Here is a 17828-nt window from a genome sequence, read left to right as displayed (position 1 = left end):
TTATTACCATTCGATTTCCAGACCCCATTCTCCTGTCTCTAGCAAAAGATAATTGCCTGTAAAGCCGCATAAAAAAGGCATCCTCTTAAAGCAAAAGACGCTATCAAGCAGCAGCTATCCATGTCCCTCTGTTTCTCCTATTCTCTCCTCCCTTTCAACTCGGCAAAAAGAGACCCGGCCGTATAGCGGCCAGGTCTCTACTCTCTTCCGAATCTATCTCACGAACAAATCCGCTTGAATCGAAAACACCGTATCGATCCCTTTCATCAGCGGCCCCGGCAATACGCCAAGGGCAACCGTTGCCGCCGCGCAAATCCAGATAACGACGCCCGTCACGGCCGGCACGCGAACCTCGTCTTCTTCATCGCTGTTAGACCGCATGAACATCTGGCGGATGATGCCGAAGTAGAAGTAGTAAGAGATAACCGTGCTTACCGCCATGATCGCTACCAGCCAATAAGCCTTTACGCTGGCCGCGCCAAGCAGGATAAACAGCTTGCCGAAGAAGCCGGCCGTAACCGGCAATCCCGACAGCGACAGGATAAAGATCAGCATCGCTGCGGCCGTCCACGGCGCCCGGTAGTAAAGACCCGAGAAGCCTTTCAGCTCTTCATGCCCCGCCGCGCGCGCGATCACCGTTACGACGGCGAACGCTCCCACATTCATGAGCAGATAAGCTACGAGATAGTAAGCAAATTCCGAGAAGTTATTGCTATGGATAATCGTCACCGAAATCGCAATGGGTACAAGCAGGTATCCCGCGTTAGCTACGCCGGATAACGCGAGCAGACGCTTTGCCTGCTTTTGCCTGAGCGCGGAGATCGTGCCGACCAGCATTGCCGCGGCGGCGATCACGAGCAGGGCGAAGAAGACATCGTCACCGGCCTGCTTCCCGGGACCTCCCGAGAGGAAGAAGGCGCTGCTGTACAAGAATCGGAATACCGCCGCAAGCGCCGCCCCCTTTGCGATGACTGCGAGAAAAGCAGAGATGGGCGTTGGCGCTCCCTGATACACATCCGGTGCCCAGGCGTGGAACGGAGCAGCGGCGATTTTGATCCCGAAGCCCGCAATCAGGAAGAAGAAACCGACATACACCAGCGCTTTATAATCGGTGAAGGCCTGCGGCAGCGCCGCCGGGAAATCCGCCAGACTAACCGAGCCCGTTACTCCGTACAGGTATGACATGCCAAACAGGACAAACGCAGAGGCTATGCCGCCCGTCACGACATACTTGAAGGCTGCCTCGGCGGACAGCGATGATCGCTTCCGCAAGCCTACAAGCACATAGGTCGTTATGCTAAGCAGCTCAAGCCCGATATACAAGGTAACGAGATTGCCGGAGGAAGCCATGATCATGGCGCCTGCCGCAGCCGGAAGCAGCAAATAATAGAATTCGGCTTTGTCCGCAACCGCGTCATCCTTCTGCGTCGAGCCTAGGCCTAACAACACAATTAACGAAGTACCGATTAGGAAAATAATTTTCAACAGATTGCCGAAATCATCTACCCGGTAACTGGCGCCAAGGAGCGAGATGGCCTGACCGGCCTTCGCCGCCTCTTCCGCGGACGCGCCGGAGGGATTCATGTCGATCATCCGCCAGACGACGAACCCAAGCGATAACAGCAGGCCGCCAAGCGAGAGCCAGCCGATTAATGCGCGGTTCGTCCGCAGAGGGAGAATAAGATCCGTTACGATCAGAATAAGGAACATGGCGGCAAGAATAAGCTCAGGGGCGAGATACAGCGTATCATTCCAAGTCAGCGGCATAAATTCGTTCATCGCTTATCCCCCCATCCTTAACGAAAATAACGGTTTAAACACGCCGTCAACGCTGTAGTGGAACGTATCCGTCAGCACGGACGGGTAGCAGCCGAGGAGCAGGATGAACGCCAGCAGCACAATCATCGGCAGAGCTTCGATCAGCCTTGCATCCTTAACCGCCAGATACCGTTCATCGACCGGACCAAATGTCGTCTTGAGGACCGCCCGCAGCAGATAGACGGCTGTCAGGATTACGCCAATAACCGCAAAGCCGGCAAGCCAAGGCTGGCTATCGAATAGGCCAAGCAGCGACAGGAATTCCCCAACAAAGCCCGATAGGCCCGGCAGACCCAAGGAGGCCAGACCCCCGGCAAGCAGAATACCCGAGATAAAAGGCATCGGCCGCGCGAGTCCTCCGAGCTCGGACAGCGTAGTTGTTTTTGTTCTCTCATATAGGCTTCCGACAATCAGGAACAATAGCGCCGAGATGAGGCCATGGGATACAAGCTGGAATACGGCGCCTTGCAGCCCAATCTCGTTAAAGGCAGCAAGCCCGAGCAGTACGATTCCCATATGGCTGATCGACGAGTAGGCAAGCACCAGCTTAAGCTCGGTCTGCCGGAAAGCTACCAGCGCTCCGTACAGCAGACTCGCTAGCCCAAGCGATGCCAGCACGACCGCCCAGTCCTTCGCCTGCTCGGGGAATAAGACGATTCCGAAGCGGATAAGGCCATAAGCTCCCATTTTCAGCAGAACGCCGGAATGAATCATGACAATAGCCGGATGCGCTTCGTTATGCACCTTCAGCATCCACGTATGGAAGGGCAGAATCGGAAGCTTAATCCCAAACGCGACAACCAGCAAGAGGAAAATAACCGTATGCATCGCATCCGACATATGGAACGGGTTCAGCCCGCCCGTCTGGTCGGGCGCAACATTCACCCAGGCCGTTGGATCGGACAGATTGCGGAGGATATCCGCGTAGCTGCCGCTGTAAATAAAGGACGACGTTCCCTGATCAATATGAAACCCTGCCGTATTAACAAGAAGAATAAAGGCAATCAGCATAATAGCCGATCCCAGGCCGTTGTAAATAACGAACTGGTTAGCGGCACGCTCCCGGTTGAAATAACCCCAGATCCCAATCAGGAAATACATCGCAATCAGCGTGACTTCGAAGAAAATAAAGAACAAGAAAAGATCCCGCGCCATAAATACGCCCAGCACACCCACTTCAAGCAGAAGGAACCAGGCGTAGAACGCCTTCCAGCGCTTTTTCACGTGAATGGAAGCAAAGGCCGCCATTGCCGTAATCAGCGTCGTTAGAATAATAAGCGGAAGGGACAAGCCGTCAATGCCAAGCTCGTATTGGAACGACAGCGTATAGCTCGTTACCCCGTTGGAAGCCTGCGTCTCCTTGTTAAGCGGGACCTCCACCCAAGTGGCCGTTTCTTCGTAGGAGCTTCCTCCCTGATGCTTGTCATAATCGGCGTACAGCCAGAATGACAGGACGAGAGGGATAAGCGTGGCAATAATAGCCGCCGTCTGCAGCCATCGGTTACGATGCTTCGGCAGCAGCAGAATAACCAGCAGCCCGATAAGCGGCGTAACCAGAATAATCGATAGAATCGGAAGCTCGGTCAGGTCCGTCATTACCAAAACCTCCTTCCAACAATGACAGCGATTATGACGAGAAGGCCGATTACGGCGGTCAAGCCGAAGACTTGCGTCTGGCCGTTATTCATCCTCGTAAGCATCCGTCCACCTGTGACAGTCGCAAAGCCGAAGAACCTCACCGCGCCGCCGATCACGTATTCATCAAACGCAGCAAGGCTTTTCCCTATGCCGCGAACCGATCTGACGATCACCAGATCATAGAACTCATTAATGTAGTACTGCCGCTCCAGCAGATTAGCCAGCCAAGGCGCTTTCGCGGCCGCAGCGCCGCGCTCGATGCTGCCTTTGCCGTACATAAGCCAGCCGACATAAATGCCAAGCACGCCAACCGCTATGGAAGCGATAATGGCAGCGGCGCTTGCATGAACCTCTTCTCCGCCGCCCGTCAGCCAGCTGCCCAGCCATCCGTTCCAAGGCGTCTCGACAAAGCCTGCGCCAACTGACAATACGGCTAGCACCAGCAGCGGAATGGTCATCGACTTAGAGGATTCACGAACCTCGCGGGGCTGCCGGACGCTGGATTTGCCCATAAACACGATAAAAAACAATCTCGACATATAGAGCGCCGTACAGAAGGCCGCCGCAAGGCCAACCACGAACAAGAACGGGTTCTCGTCTAATGCGGAAGCGAGAATCGCATCCTTAGACCAGAAGCCGGAGAACGGCGGAATACCCGATAAGGACAATGCTCCAATCCCAAACGTCCAGGCCGTAATACGCATCTTGGAGCCAAGGCCGCCCATCTCGTGAATGTTCTGTGTATGTACCGCATGAATCACGCTGCCGGCCGCAAGGAACAGCAGCGCTTTGAAGAAGGCATGGGTGAACAAGTGGAAGATGCCGCCCGTCATCGAGCCCAGCCCCATTGCCATCACCATGTAACCCAGCTGGCTGATGGTGGAATAAGCCAGAATGCGTTTTATATCATTTTGCGCCAAAGCTACCATTGCCGCGAAGATCGCCGTAAAGCCTCCGAAATAGGCTACTGTGTGCATCGCCGCCGCGGAAGCTTCGAAGATATCAAAGGTTCTTGCCAATAGGAACACGCCGGCCGCTACCATCGTTGCCGCATGGATCAGGGCGCTGATTGGCGTTGGGCCCTCCATCGCGTCCGGCAGCCACACATGCAGCGGGAACTGGCCGGACTTGCCGATAACCCCCATGAACAGTAGCAGGGCAATCGAGGTCGTAATGCTCATGGTGATTGCGCCGGACTGCCCTTCGCTAAACACATTATGTATGCTGCTGAAATCAAGCGCATGGCCCGGCATATACCAGAACAGCACGATGATGCCGAGCAGCAGTCCCGCGTCGCCGATTCTGGTTACGATAAATGCCTTTTTCGCCGCTGCGCGCGCAGCCGGTTTGGCATACCAGAAGCCGACCAGCAGGAAGGAGCAGACGCCTACAAGCTCCCAGAAAATATAGAAGACCAGCATGTTATCGGATAGAACCAATCCCAGCATGGCAAAAGTAAAGAGAGCGACATAGCCGTAAAAGACGGTAATCCGCTCGTCCTTTTTCATATAACCGGCCGAATATACGTTCACCAGAAAACTGACAAGCGTTACGATAATAAGCATAAGCGAATTCAAGTTCGTCACTTCGAACCCGATCTTAAGCGTATAGTCGCCAAGAGTAATCCAGTTGAAGCCTTCGCTGTAATCCACCGCATCCGGGTCCAGCCTCTCGAAGAAGACGAGAAGGGACATGACCAGCGCGGCCAGCGCGCCGACCGAACCGATCATGACGCCCGCGCGCCGGTAGCTTCGGCCAAGGGCCGTAAGCAGAAGAAAGGCCGCGAACGGAAAGAGCGGAATGAGCCAGGCTGTTTGAGTAAATTGATCCACGGGTCACGTCACCTCCTCATCTCGTCGAATTCGTCCACGTTCACCGTACCTCTGGCGCGGAACAGGGCAATCAGCACGGCCACCCCAACGGCCGCTTCCGCAGCGGCCACCGTAATCGTGAACAAGGCGAATATTTGGCCGGTGAGCGACGGAACAACGCCGTATTTGGAGAACGCGACCAAATTGAGGTTCACCGCATTCAACATAAGCTCAATGGATAACAAGACAATAACGGCATTCCGTTTCACCAGGGCTCCGTACAGCCCGATACAAAACAGGATGGCCGCCATCGTCAGATAGGATGGAAGCATGTTACTCCTCCCCCTTCTTTGCAATTGCAATCGCACCGATAAACGCAACCGTCAGCAGCACAGACAGCAGCTCGAACGGGACTACATAACCGGTATACAGCAGTTCTCCGATGCTGGACGTGTTATCCTCTACCGCCTGAAGCGGCTGGGCATCCGGGAAATCCGTCGTCCGGATCGCATAGAACAGAATGCCGAACAGGCAAAGCGCCGCAATGGCTGCAAGCGTCTCATGGAGAGGCTTTACCGGATCGGCCTTTGCCCCCCGGTGGTTCGTCATCATAATGCCGAATATCATCAGAATAGACACGGCCCCCGCATAGATCAGCACCTGGACAAAAGCGACAAACTCCGCATCCAGCAGGACAAACATCCCGGCAAGGCCAAGAAACACACCGGCCATCGAGATCACCATGTGCACGACCTTCTGCAGGCTGACCATCAGGACAGCCCCGATGATCATAATGGCCGAGAAAATGAAGAAAGCGGCAAACTCGCCATTAAAATCAATATTGAACAACTTATTTGGCGCCTCCTTTCGCAGGAGCCCCGATGTTGTTGTTATCCTGACGGACAAGCGTGTCATTGTCGGTCAGCCATTGCACATCCTTGAACAGATCATCCCGGCTGTACGCGGACAGCTCGAAATGATTGGTCATGACAATCGCTTCCGTCGGGCAAACCTCGGTGCATAAATCGCATAAGATGCATATTTCGAAATTAATATCAAAGGTGTCGATCACTTTGCCTTTCTTGGCCGGATCGGGATTTGGCTTGCCGGTCAGCGTAATGCAGTCGGTCGGACAGATTCTTGCGCACTGGTTGCAGACGATGCAGAGGTCCGGAATAAAATGCTGAATGCCCCGGAACCGGTCCGGCATAAGAATTGGCTCGTCGGGATAAGAAGTCGTCACTTTTTTCGATACCATTGATTTGAGCGTCACGCCAAGCCCTTGCACAAGTCCATTCATGGCCGATTCCTCCTAAAAAGAATTGCGAAGCAATTCTTGCTTCGAAAGCGTAGACTTAAAGAATGCGAAGCAATTCTTGCTTCGAAAGCGTAGATTTAAAGAATTGCGAAGCATTCTTTTATTTTACGAACAGCTCCAGGTAGCCCGCCGTCAAGAACACGTTCAGCAGCGATACCGGCAGCAGCACCTTCCAGCCCAGCCCCATCAGCTGATCTACCCGGATACGCGGGAAGGTCGCTCTGATCCAGAACAAGAAAAAGACGATAAACGCGAATTTGAGCAGGAACCAGACAATCCCCGGCACAAAATCCAGGAACGGCGCCGGCGCATGCCAGCCGCCAAGGAACAATACGGTCGTTAGAGCCGCAATCGCGTACACATAGACGTACTCCGACAGCATGAAGAACGCAAAACGAAAGCCGCTGTACTCGACATGATAGCCGGCCACCAGCTCCGACTCGGCCTCCGGCAGGTCAAACGGCGTACGATTCAGCTCAGATACGGCCGCAATGATAAAGACGACAAAGCCGATAATCTGCGGCAGGAAGTTCCAATCCCAGAACCAGCCGCCAGCCTGCGCATCCACGATGTCCCTCAGGTTAAGACTGCCGCTGAGCAGAATAACGCCCACCACCGAAATAACAAGCGGCACCTCGTAGCTGATCATCTGCGCTGCCGAGCGCATGCCGCCAAGAAGCGCGTATTTGTTGTTGGACGCCCAGCCGCCAAGCACAATCGCCAGCGTCGAGATGCCGGATAATGCCGCGTAATAGAGCAGACCGACATTCAGATCGGCGAAATAAAGCTTTTCCGTATAAGGAATGACCGCAAGCACCGTAAATGCCGGCACGTAGCAGAGTATGGGGGCAAGAACGAATAAAAGGCGGTCGGCCTTGCGCGGAATCGTGTCTTCCTTAATGAGGAGCTTGAAGATGTCGGCTACCGTCTGCAGAAGACCGAGAGGACCAACCCGGTTAGGGCCGATCCGAAGCTGCATCCACCCAATGACCTTCCGTTCGAAATAGATCGCATAGGTAACGAAGCCAAGCACCACAAACAGGAACACGGCGCCCCATAAAAAAATAATAACAGCATCGCTCCAGGTGAGCGGATCATGCAGCCAAGCTCCCATCAGCAATCAACCTCCCCGACTACAATGTCGACGCCGCCGAGAATCGTAATCAGGTTGGTCATCGTCTCCCCGACGAGAAGCTTAGGCAAAATCTGCAGATTCACAAAGGACGGCCGGCGGAATTTCAGGCGGTAAGGCTCTGCTTTTCCTTTCGAGACGATATGGCAGCCGATCTCACCGCGGGGCGATTCAATTCGGACATAGACTTCTCCTGCCGGAGGACGGATAACGCGCGGCACCTTGCCCATCGTTTCGCCGCCTGACGGCATTTGCTCCAATGCCTGTTCAAGAATGCGAAGACTCTGCTTGATCTCCTCGAGCCGGATGACATAACGGTCGTAACAATCGCCGTTTTGCCCAAGCGGCACATCAAATTCGAAACGGTTATATAAGCTGTACGGCTCCGCCTTGCGCAGATCCCAGTCCACGCCGGTGCAGCGCAGGTTAGCGCCAGACAGTCCGTAATCAATTGCCGTTGCCGCATCGTACCGGCCAATGCCTTTGATCCGGGCGAGGAAAATCTCGTTGCCGCTCACCAGCTTGTCGTATTCCTGCAGCTTGCCCTTCATATACGGGATGAAATCCCGGACTTTATCCAGCCAGCCAGGCGGCGCATCCCATTTGACTCCGCCAACCCTCATATAATTGTAAGTCAATCTTGCTCCGCAGAGCTCATTAAATAAATTAATAATAATTTCGCGGTCACGGAAGGCATAGAGGAACGGGCTCATCGCCCCGATGTCGAGCAGGTAGGTCCCCCACCAGACAAGGTGGCTGGCAACCCGCTGCAGCTCCATCACAATAAGGCGCATAAATTCCGCGCGCTCCGGGATCTCCAGATTCATCATCGTTTCGACCGCGTGAACGAGCACATAGTTATTGGTCATCGCCGAGACATAATCCATCCGGTCGGTATAAGGTATGATCTGCGTATAATTCAATTGCTCGGCAAGCTTCTCGGTTCCGCGGTGCAAATATCCCATGACCGGGGTCGCTTCCGTTATCACTTCGCCGTCGAGCTTGACGACGATGCGGAATACGCCATGCGTGCTGGGATGCTGGGGACCGACATTCAACAGCAGTTCTTCGGTACGAATCACGCTTTCGCTACACCTCCGAATCGAGCGGCTCATAATCCTTGCGCAGCGGGTGTCCGACCCAATCGTCCGACATCATGATGCGGCGCAGATCGGGATGTCCCGTGAATGTTACTCCTAACAGATCATAGATTTCGCGTTCATTCCAATTGGCGGTAGCCCAGACAGGCGTCACCGACGCGATGACAGGATCGCCGCGATCCGCTTTTACCTTCACGGCCAGCTCGCGTCCGCTCTCCAAGTGAACCAAATGATAGGCAACCTCCAGATGCGTCTCATAATCCACACCGGAGACATTGCGCAGGTAAGTAAAATAAAGCTCTTTCTTTACCTTGAGCAGTTCAGCCGTTGCAAGCCAATGCTCATTCTTCACGATTATCGTTGGCATATGCCGGCTCATCTCGTTGATATAAGCATCCTCCAGCGCCTCTTCATGGACGAGGCTGCGGATAAGCTGCGCGACCGCATCCACCTGCGGCTGCTTTGGCGACGGCTCGGGCGGTGGCGGCGGCTCAGCCGCTTCCGGCGCTGCTGCTCCGCCCGCGTTCGCGGTCTCTTTCGCCGCGGCCCTTGCCGCGCGCGCTTCCGCCGCCGCCTTCAGCTTCGCTTCCCGCTCCGGATCGGCCGCCGCTTCCGGCGCTGCTACTCCGCCCGCGTTCGCGGCTTCCTTCGCCGCGGCCCTTGCCGCGCGCGCTTCCGCCGCCGCCTTCAGCTTCGCCTCCCGCTCCGGATCGACCGCCGCTTCCGGCGCTGCCGCCGGCGGCTCAATCCCGCCAGCTGCTTCCGGCTCCTTCTCCAGCGTTGCGCCGCCCGCCGACACTACCGTCTCCTCCTCTGGAGCCGGCACTGCTTCTCCCGGTGCTCCCGGGGATTCGGATGAGGCTTTTGCTTCTTCGTCAGGCTTTTGCCCTCCGTCCTTCTCCTCGCTCATCGCTCCGTCACCCGCTTCCCTGTCTTCGCTTCGTAACGGATTTTTTCTTGCAGCTTGTTAATGCCGTAGATCAGCGCCGCCGGATTCGGCGGGCAGCCCGGTATGTACACGTCAACGGGAACAATCTGGTCGACGCCCTTCATAACGGCGTAAGACTTGATGTATGGCCCCCCTGCCGTTGCGCAGGATCCCATCGCGATAACCCATTTTGGCTCAGGCATTTGATCATACAGTCGGCGCAGCAGCGGCCCCATCTTTTTCGTCACCGTGCCCGCGACAATCATCACGTCCGACTGGCGCGGAGAGGTGCGGAACATGACTCCGAACCGGTCAAGATCATAATGGGACGCGCCGGTTCCCATCATTTCAATCGCGCAGCACGCCAGACCAAAGGTCAGCGGCCAGAGCGAATTGCTCCGCGCCCAAGCCTTAAGCTGCTCCAGCGTTCCCATAAATACGTTTCGTTCAAGCTCCTTGCGTTCTTCCAGCGATATCGACTCTAAACTGAATTCCATTTCAGCACCTTCTTTTTCCAGGCATATAGAAGTCCGATAAACAGCATTGCCGCAAAAATGAACATCTCAACCAGCACAAAAAGGCCGAGCTTATTGTACGCGACGGCCCAAGGATATAAGAAAACGGTTTCCACATCAAAGATGACAAACATTAACGCAAAGATGTAATACCGGATGTTGAAGCGTACCTGACCCTCGCCGACCGGCTCATTGCCGCTCTCGTAGGTGGTTTGCTTCGGATCATTCGGTTTATGCGGTCTGAGCAGTCTTCCGACGGTCAGTGCCGCAGCCGGGAGTAAGATGCCCAGCAAAATAAAAATAGCCACGACGACATACTGGTTGACGTAATTGTCCACACCATCGCCTCCGTCAAAGCGGACCAGCCGCTTGGTCATTTTTCCTCACAATTATAACAAAAGCTTCCACAGCCGTCTATGACGGAGTTGTTCGACTCCGACCCTCCCAGGTACCGGACAAGCCCGTAACGGCGCGGCTTCCCGGGAACCGGGAGGCACAGGAGGTTATTCGGTCGGCACGATACCCGCCTGTCACACTATTAGCCTATGCTTGCCACCCCTGACGATATCCCAAAGTTATACATTTCCCATCCTGCACTCTATTGCCGATTTTGGCACAACGAATCTCTTAGCGATGCCCGGCATCGTTAAGACTCCCAATATCACCGCTTTCAACAGGCTTAGCGATGTCCCGTATCACTAGGCAACTAAAAATTCACTCACCATAGCCGCTTTTGCCACTTCAAACCCTCCCTTAACGATATCCCCTATCGTTAAGACTCCCAATATCGCCGCTTTCAACAGGCTTAGCGATGTCCCGCATCGCTAGGCAGCCCCATATCCGCACTGCTTATCTTCTTGCGCCTCTTCAACAACTCCCTTAACAATGTCCCGCATCGTTGAGCCCCTCCTGCAACGAAAAAAAAAAGAGCAGGAAGGTTGCCTATAGGCATCCCCTGCTCTCACGCTTATCTCAAACGGGATTCCGTCAGCTTGAACTGACCAACCAGCTGCTGCAGGAATTTTGTGATGGACTCTACACTTTCCGAGGTTTGACGGACGCTGTCCATCTCGCCAATAAGCTCATGAACCTTGCCTTCCACATCGGAGGAAACTTTGCGGTTCTGCATGCTGACGAGTGCGATCCGCTCCATCAGCTTCACGACCTCATCCACCACCTGCGACTTCCGGCTGTCCTCGCTTTGTGCCGTTTGCAAAGTGCTGGCTGCGGCTGCAACGAGCTGCGTCCCTTCCTCTACCACCTGCGTGCCTTCATCCATGGATGTATAAGCCTGCTTCGCCTCTTCATAGATTTGCTGAGTAATTTGATGAACCTCTTCCGTGGAACGGCGGGTCATATCCGCCAGCTTGCGGATCTCCGATGCGACTACGGCAAAGCCCCGTCCCTGTTCGCCTACGCGCGCCGCCTCAATAGATGCGTTCAGGGCAAGCAGATTCGTCTGCGCGGAAATTTCCTCGATGACCTGCAATACGCCGCGAATCTCATCCACCGTATGCATAAACTTCCGGATCGTGTCATTGGTATCGCCAACCTTGGCGGAGATATGCTGCATTTTATCGCCGATCCGGTCAACTTCTGACTGCGCAACGGCTATCTGCTCGGCAGCCTGCAGCTCCAACAGCCGCAGGGTATCGCGCATCTCGTCCGCCGAATGCTTCGCCATGTCAATATCCTCCAGCTGGGTGCGGATACTGCCGATCATATCGCCAACCTTGCGGCTTACCCGCTCCGTCGACTTCGCCGTTACGGCCGCCGACTCATTCATGACATTCTGGCTTGCGAGCACATCCGATGCCGCCAGCTTTACCTGCAGCATGATGCCTTCCAGCGAGTCAATCATATTGTTAATCCACTTGGCAAGCTCTCTTGTCTCGTCATTATCGAACTTGGCCGGCTCAAGCCGCTGCGTCAAATCCCCTTTGCCCTCCGCGTTAATGCGGATGAACCGGTTAATGCGACGCAAATTCCGGACTACGCGCCGGGATTCCTTCCGCTGCAGCGCGCCCGCGATGAACTGCCCGAATACCAGCGTCCATACACCCGCTGCCGCGGCCGTTACCCATGCCGGAGCCTGTCCTGCAAGCACCGCCACCAGCACGGTTGTTAATACGGCCTGAATCAGCGTTTGCAACAACTGGAGCTTGCTGAAGCGCCAGCGGATGCTGCGGATGCGGTATACCTCTTCAAGGTCTCCCTCGCACATCATGCCCCAGACGTCCGGGCAATGCGGAAGCTGCAGCGTTACGCCCTTCCCGATAACCGGGATGTGGCGATAATCCGAATAGCCGGGGAATTCAACAAACAGATTGCTGCCTTTATCAATCGTATTGCGGACGCCGGGATGCAGCGCGTCCGTAGCCGGGTCTGTGAAAATAATCTCCAGCTCCGTATGCTCCTTAATCGATACGGTCCCCCAGTCGGTTGTCACTCCGTCCTTCAAATTCTCGCCATGCGTGAAGGTCCGATCCTCGAAACGGCTTCGCGACAATGCCGTCCCAAGCGCTATCTGCTGGTTCAAATGCGGCTTCGCCATAAAGATGTAATTATCGCCCGAGTCCGGATACACATGTCCGGATTCCCGTTGAATCAGGTCGCCCAGGACATCGTTAGGGACACGTCCGCACAAGGCGCCTGCATATTCTCCATTTGCTACTAGAGGATAAATGAACAGGAGTGTCATTTTATCATGGAAGGAAGAGGATCTGGGACCAAGCTTCAGCGTCACCGGATCTCCGTAAGGCCCAAACAGGCAAGGCTGCGGCTTGCTTCCCGACCGCACATAACCAAGACCCGGTGCAAGAAGGCTGTCACCGCCATAGCTTGTCCCTCTATGTTTCTCGTATGTCGATACCAGAACCCGTCCTTCCCGATCCAGCAGGAACAGCTCCGTCCAGTCATGTCCTCTTGCATATGTACGCTCAAGCAGGCGTCCGATTATTTGTCTCTGCTCCTCCTGCTCTACAACCTGCCCCGGTACAGCAGCGGACGTCACCTGCTCGGCCAGCCGCTCGATATATCCCCAATATTCATGAGCCCAGGATGCCAGAAGCTCCTTGCGCGTTTCCGCAATGCCTTCAAAGATTTGTTCAACGTCTTTCTTCATCCCGTGATTCAATTGCCATGAGACCCAAAGCGGCAGCCCTTTTTTCGTACCAAGCCAGTCGAACATGCGCATCCCCCATATCTTGGTCATCTAGTATTTATGTCATATATACTAACATAACAATTGATAAAATTTGATAGATATGTCAGGTATTTTTCGCTACTTTGTCTAATTTTTTTAAGAAATTTGTTACAAAAGCACTAAATAGCTCGAAAAAAGGCCGCCCTTTGGCTCATGAACTGCAGCCTAGGACAGCCTTCCTATCATATACTTCTATTTTTTGCCAGAACGGTACATGAGCCACATGAAATACGGAGCTCCAACAACGGCCGCAACAAGACCCGAAGGCAGCTCTTTGGGCGCGAGCAGCGACCTGCCGATGGTATCGGCTAATACGAGCAGCAAGGCTCCGAGGAGAGCCGTTAACGGAACAAGCTTGCGGTACTTCGGTCCAACAAGCATTCTTGTCATGTGCGGGGCAATTAGCCCAATAAAACCGATCGAACCCACGGTGGCAACGGCAGCCGCCGCCATGGCTACGCCAACCCCTCCGATCACCAGACGTGTCCGGTCAACGCGAAGACCGAGATTCGTTACCGTTGCATCGGAGAACTGGAGAACATCCACTTTGCGCGCCAGGTACCAGGCAACGGGAAGCAGCACGATCGGCCAGAAGACCAGCTGCCAGAAATCACCCCAGTTACGCGCATAAGTGGTTCCCGACAGCCATACCAAGGCAGATGCCAGCGTCAGCTTCATTCGAATGACGAGCACCTGTACTATGGCGCTGGCCATGGAGGACACGGCAAGACCAATTAATGCAACAACTGCGGGATTAAAGGAACTCTTCCGTCCCAAGACAAACACGATAACCGCTGCGGCAACCGCGCCAATAAAGGCGCCGGCAGGCAGCCACTGCACCGATACCTGCGTAAATACCGCAAGCATCAGCATAGCGCCAACGCTTGCTCCGCCGGTTACGCCTATAATGGACGGATCCGCGAGCGGATTGCGGACAACGCCCTGCAGCAGCAGACCGCTGACGGCAAGCGTCGCTCCGGCAAGCGCAGCAACCAGCGTCCGCGGAATTCGCATCTCCACGATACGCTGCGTACTGTCTGCCCCATGCCCAAACAACGCATGAATAACATCCGCCACCGGAATACGCAGGCTTCCGAAGGCAAGGCTGACGATAAGGCTTCCCGCAAGCAGCAGCGAGAAAATCGGCAACCACCAGCCAAACGACACCTTGGAAGCCGCGCGTCCCGGCGAGCTGCCGGTCTGCGGCGTGCCTTCCTTGCGAGTCTTCACCGTACGCAAGACAAGATAGGCAAGCCATGGGCCGCCTATCAGAGCGGTTACGGCACCGGCCGGCAGCGGGCCAAGGGAATGCTTGAAATGCATGGCAATCGCATCGGAGCCTATCACGATAATCGCTCCCCATAAGAACGACAACGGGAGCAGCGCAACATGCCGCTTGGCCCCAAGCATCCTCATCAGATGCGGAGCAATCAAGCCAACAAAGCCGATCGGGCCAACCACGCTGACCGCAGCCGCTGCAAGTAGGACGCCAATCGCAAGGCCGGTGAGGCGGATCCGCCCTACCTTTTGCCCGAGGGACGTGACCGTGTCCTCATCAAGCTCCATCAGATCCCATTTGCCTGCAAGCAGAAAAGCTAGCAGGAAGCAGCCGATAATCCACGGCCACGCATGCTGGACGCCATTCCAGTCGTTTTGCACAAGCGAGCCTGATCCCCACATGAACAAGCCTTGCGTTTTTTGCTCGTTAAATAATTGAAGCACGCCGGTAAAGGCTGCGGCCGTCATTGTTACGATCATCCCGGACAAAGCGAGTCTAACCGGCGAAGCTTTGGTACCGCCCGCCATAACAAAAGCTGCACCGGCTGCAGCAATTGCGCCAATGAAAGTCAGCAGCAGAGGAAAGCCCATCGCAAGCCCCGGGAACATGATGGTACCCGCCGTCAGCGCCAGAAACGCTCCCGCGTTAATGCCGAGCGTTCCCGCTGATGCCAGCGGGTTGCGCGTCACATTCTGGAACAAAGCGCCGGCTACAGCGAGCGCTCCCCCTGTCAGTATGCCGATGACGGTACGGGGCAGCCTGACCGTCCACAAAATCTGATGCTCCAGAACTGGAGTTGCTTCAAAGATCGCGCGCCATACCGTCTCAACCGGCATGGTCGCTTCGCCAAGGGTCAAGTGATAAGAAGCTAAAGCAACGAGCAGCAGAAGACCCGCCGCTGATAACAGCAGCGGGCTCCAGTTGCCCTTACTCGTTTCTTTTGTTGTTTGAAGGTTTGTATTCATTAGCCGAGAACTTCAAGCGTGCGCTCAACAAGCAGCTTGGCAGACAGCGGACCGCCAAACGGCCAGATGCCCTGCATGTCATAAACGCGGTTTTCTTTTGCGAAATTCAGGTTCTTGTAGACTTCGTTGTTAGGAAGCAGCTCGCTGAAGACCGTGTCCGTCGCGCTTGTTGTGTACAATACGCTTGCATTTGGAGTCTTGGTCAAGCCTTCGATATCCGTCTCCGAGTAGCCGTATTGTTGGAATGCGCTGTCCTGATGCGCGTTCTTCAGACCTACTTTAGCCAAGATCGCCATAGCCATCGAGTTGTCAGTGAACAGACGGAACGTTGCTACGCCTTCATTGGTCCATGCTTGCGTAAACACAATCTCTTGGCCTTCCTTGCCTGCGCTCGCCAGCTTCGCTTTCGAGTCGTCATAGAAGGTGTGCAGATCAGCCAGTACTTTCTCGCCTTCCGCTTTCTTGCCAAGAGCATCGGCAATGGCTGAGAAGGTTTGTTCCATCTCGCTGTATTGATCAGGTCCGCCCTCTTCTGGATACGGGTTGAAAATCAAGGTTGGAGCAATCGCCGACAGTTGATCGTAGATCGCTTCGTGACGGAAGCCTACGCCAATGATCAGATCCGGAGCAAGGCTTGTGATCGTCTCGATGCTTGGCTCTTGGCGAGTACCCACATCAACTACCGCGGCATCCAGCTTAGGATTGATGGCACCATACCATTCACCGTATCCTTTTACGTCCGCCACACCGGCCGGCTGTACGCCAAGCGCGATCAAATCCTCCGCATATGTCCATTCCAGAACAACTACCTTTTTAGGTGTTCCGCTAATTTTCGTTTCGCCAAGCGCATGCTTAATGGTACGTTCTGCTGTATCTTCAGAAGCTGTATTTGTGCTTGCATTTGCATTCGTGCTTGCTTGCTCAGAAGCTTCCTTGTTATTGCCCGCATTGTTGGAGTTGTTGCCGCCTCCACAAGCAGCCAGGAATACCATCATCGCAGCAAGAATCAAACCCGTCCATTTCATCTGTTTCATCGTAAAACCCCCACAAAATGATTATCATTCTCAATAACTTCGTTCTCAATGATAAGGATTATCACTGCTCAAGTCAATAGCATAGGGGGAAGTTTTCGCGCAAAAAAATAACCTGTCACAACATGATCATAATTTCGCCATGTCTGACAGGTCACTCTTTTACCGCTAAATTTATTATTTGCCGAACAACGATTTAATCTTGCCCCAGCCTCCTGCTTTCGCTGTCTGCTGAACAAGAGTTGGCTGATCGTTCAGCTCTCTCCCGTTCCAGATTGCTTGGGCGTTACGCTCGAAATAGCGTCTCCATACCGGTCCAAGCTCCTCCTCCACGCGGTCGTAGGCGTCCTTCATGCGGAAGCTCCGCCATTCCAGGTGATGGGCATCCGATGCAACAATATGTATAAGTCCACGCCGGCATAGCGTCCAGGACGCCTTCTCAATGCCTCTGCCGAAGCCCCCCAGCAAGGAGTGGGTTGTAACCTGCGCGTAAGCTCCCAGCTCTACCAGCTCAGCCAAACGGTCCGGATTCTGCACAACCTCTGCATTACGCTCCGGATGCGCAATAACGGCACGAACGCCTAACAAGCGCAGCTCGTACACGATCTGCTCCATCGACTTCGGAATTTGCGAGGAGGGCATCTCTATGAGCACATAAGAGGATTCACCCATCGGCAGAAGCTTTCCGCTCTGCCAGTTAGCCAGAAATTCGGAATGAGCGCGAATCTCCTGCCCCGTCTGAATCGTCAGCGGTATATTCTGCTCGATTAATCTACGGTTCAGCTCAGCGGTCAGCTCTCTGACCGTGCCTGCATCATTCGTATATTTGCCGTCATAATGATGCGGTGTCGCTACAATCCCGGTTATCCCCTCTGCCGCCGCTGCGCGGGCCAGCTTGATAGAATAATCCCAATCGGCTGCACCATCGTCTATACCGGGCAAGATATGCGTATGGACATCAATCATGCCGTAGGCCCCCTTCTCTACCGTTCATCTCAATACCTCCATTGTGAGAGATTGTTATATTGAAGTCAATGAGACACAAGTCGGCATTATGACAATATCGTGAGATCGTCGCAAATAAAAGA

General features: G+C 54.5%; 15 protein-coding genes. All 15 read right to left on the bottom strand.

Annotated features, from left to right (window positions below):
* Positions 1 to 213: 213 nt before the first annotated feature.
* The 15 genes from M3194_RS11910 to M3194_RS11840 all read right to left on the bottom strand — a co-directional run bounded on the left by M3194_RS11910 (position 214) and on the right by M3194_RS11840 (position 17706).
* Entirely contained in the window at positions 214 to 1779 is a 1566-nt protein-coding gene (locus M3194_RS11910) for an NADH-quinone oxidoreductase subunit N (protein ID WP_251653895.1), read from the bottom strand.
* Positions 1780 to 1782: 3 nt separating this feature from the next.
* Positions 1783 to 3414, bottom strand: coding sequence for a complex I subunit 4 family protein (locus M3194_RS11905; RefSeq protein WP_251653894.1), 1632 nt, complete (start codon positions 3412 to 3414; stop codon positions 1783 to 1785).
* On the bottom strand, positions 3414 to 5288 hold the full coding sequence (gene nuoL / locus M3194_RS11900; RefSeq protein WP_251653893.1) for an NADH-quinone oxidoreductase subunit L: 1875 nt from the start codon (positions 5286 to 5288) through the stop codon (positions 3414 to 3416). Before nuoL ends, M3194_RS11905 begins: the two co-directional genes overlap by 1 nt.
* An 8-nt stretch (positions 5289 to 5296) precedes the next feature.
* Positions 5297 to 5599, bottom strand: coding sequence for an NADH-quinone oxidoreductase subunit NuoK (gene nuoK / locus M3194_RS11895; RefSeq protein WP_251653885.1), 303 nt, complete (start codon positions 5597 to 5599; stop codon positions 5297 to 5299).
* 1 nt (position 5600) lies between these two features.
* Positions 5601 to 6116 (bottom strand): NADH-quinone oxidoreductase subunit J, encoded by a 516-nt coding sequence (locus M3194_RS11890; protein ID WP_251653882.1) that lies wholly within the window; start codon positions 6114 to 6116, stop codon positions 5601 to 5603.
* A 1-nt stretch (position 6117) separates the two neighbouring features.
* Entirely contained in the window at positions 6118 to 6567 is a 450-nt protein-coding gene (nuoI, locus tag M3194_RS11885; RefSeq protein ID WP_251653880.1) for an NADH-quinone oxidoreductase subunit NuoI, read from the bottom strand.
* A gap of 118 nt (positions 6568 to 6685) precedes the next feature.
* Positions 6686 to 7699, bottom strand: coding sequence for an NADH-quinone oxidoreductase subunit NuoH (nuoH, locus tag M3194_RS11880; protein ID WP_251653877.1), 1014 nt, complete (start codon positions 7697 to 7699; stop codon positions 6686 to 6688).
* Positions 7699 to 8799, bottom strand: a complete 1101-nt coding sequence (locus tag M3194_RS11875) for an NADH-quinone oxidoreductase subunit D (RefSeq protein ID WP_251653875.1) — start codon at positions 8797 to 8799, stop codon at positions 7699 to 7701. Before M3194_RS11875 ends, nuoH begins: the two co-directional genes overlap by 1 nt.
* Positions 8800 to 8806: 7 nt before the next feature.
* Positions 8807 to 9727 (bottom strand): NADH-quinone oxidoreductase subunit C, encoded by a 921-nt coding sequence (locus M3194_RS11870; protein ID WP_251653872.1) that lies wholly within the window; start codon positions 9725 to 9727, stop codon positions 8807 to 8809.
* Positions 9724 to 10242 carry a NuoB/complex I 20 kDa subunit family protein gene (locus M3194_RS11865; RefSeq protein WP_091189934.1) on the bottom strand — a complete coding sequence of 173 codons (519 nt, stop codon included), beginning with the start codon at positions 10240 to 10242 and terminating at the stop codon, positions 9724 to 9726. Before M3194_RS11865 ends, M3194_RS11870 begins: the two co-directional genes overlap by 4 nt.
* Positions 10227 to 10637 (bottom strand): NADH-quinone oxidoreductase subunit A, encoded by a 411-nt coding sequence (locus M3194_RS11860; protein ID WP_091189932.1) that lies wholly within the window; start codon positions 10635 to 10637, stop codon positions 10227 to 10229. Before M3194_RS11860 ends, M3194_RS11865 begins: the two co-directional genes overlap by 16 nt.
* 590 nt (positions 10638 to 11227) lie before the next feature.
* On the bottom strand, positions 11228 to 13450 hold the full coding sequence (locus M3194_RS11855) for a methyl-accepting chemotaxis protein (protein WP_251653869.1): 2223 nt from the start codon (positions 13448 to 13450) through the stop codon (positions 11228 to 11230).
* A gap of 207 nt (positions 13451 to 13657) precedes the next feature.
* Positions 13658 to 15709, bottom strand: coding sequence for a Fe(3+)-hydroxamate ABC transporter permease FhuB (fhuB, locus tag M3194_RS11850; protein WP_251653866.1), 2052 nt, complete (start codon positions 15707 to 15709; stop codon positions 13658 to 13660).
* The gene (locus tag M3194_RS11845) at positions 15709 to 16743 is read right to left on the bottom strand and encodes an ABC transporter substrate-binding protein (RefSeq protein ID WP_251653863.1); all 1035 of its coding nucleotides are present in this window, start codon (positions 16741 to 16743) and stop codon (positions 15709 to 15711) included. Before M3194_RS11845 ends, fhuB begins: the two co-directional genes overlap by 1 nt.
* Before the next feature lie 174 nt (positions 16744 to 16917).
* A complete protein-coding gene (locus M3194_RS11840; RefSeq protein WP_251653861.1) occupies positions 16918 to 17706 on the bottom strand; it encodes a tyrosine-protein phosphatase in 789 nt (262 codons plus the stop codon).
* Positions 17707 to 17828 lie beyond the last annotated feature (122 nt).

This window comes from Paenibacillus glycanilyticus (assembly GCF_023715145.1).
Taxonomy (GTDB): domain Bacteria; phylum Bacillota; class Bacilli; order Paenibacillales; family Paenibacillaceae; genus Pristimantibacillus; species Pristimantibacillus glycanilyticus_A.
Note: the sequence above shows the minus strand (reverse complement) of the source record. Positions and strands in the feature narration are given on the sequence as shown.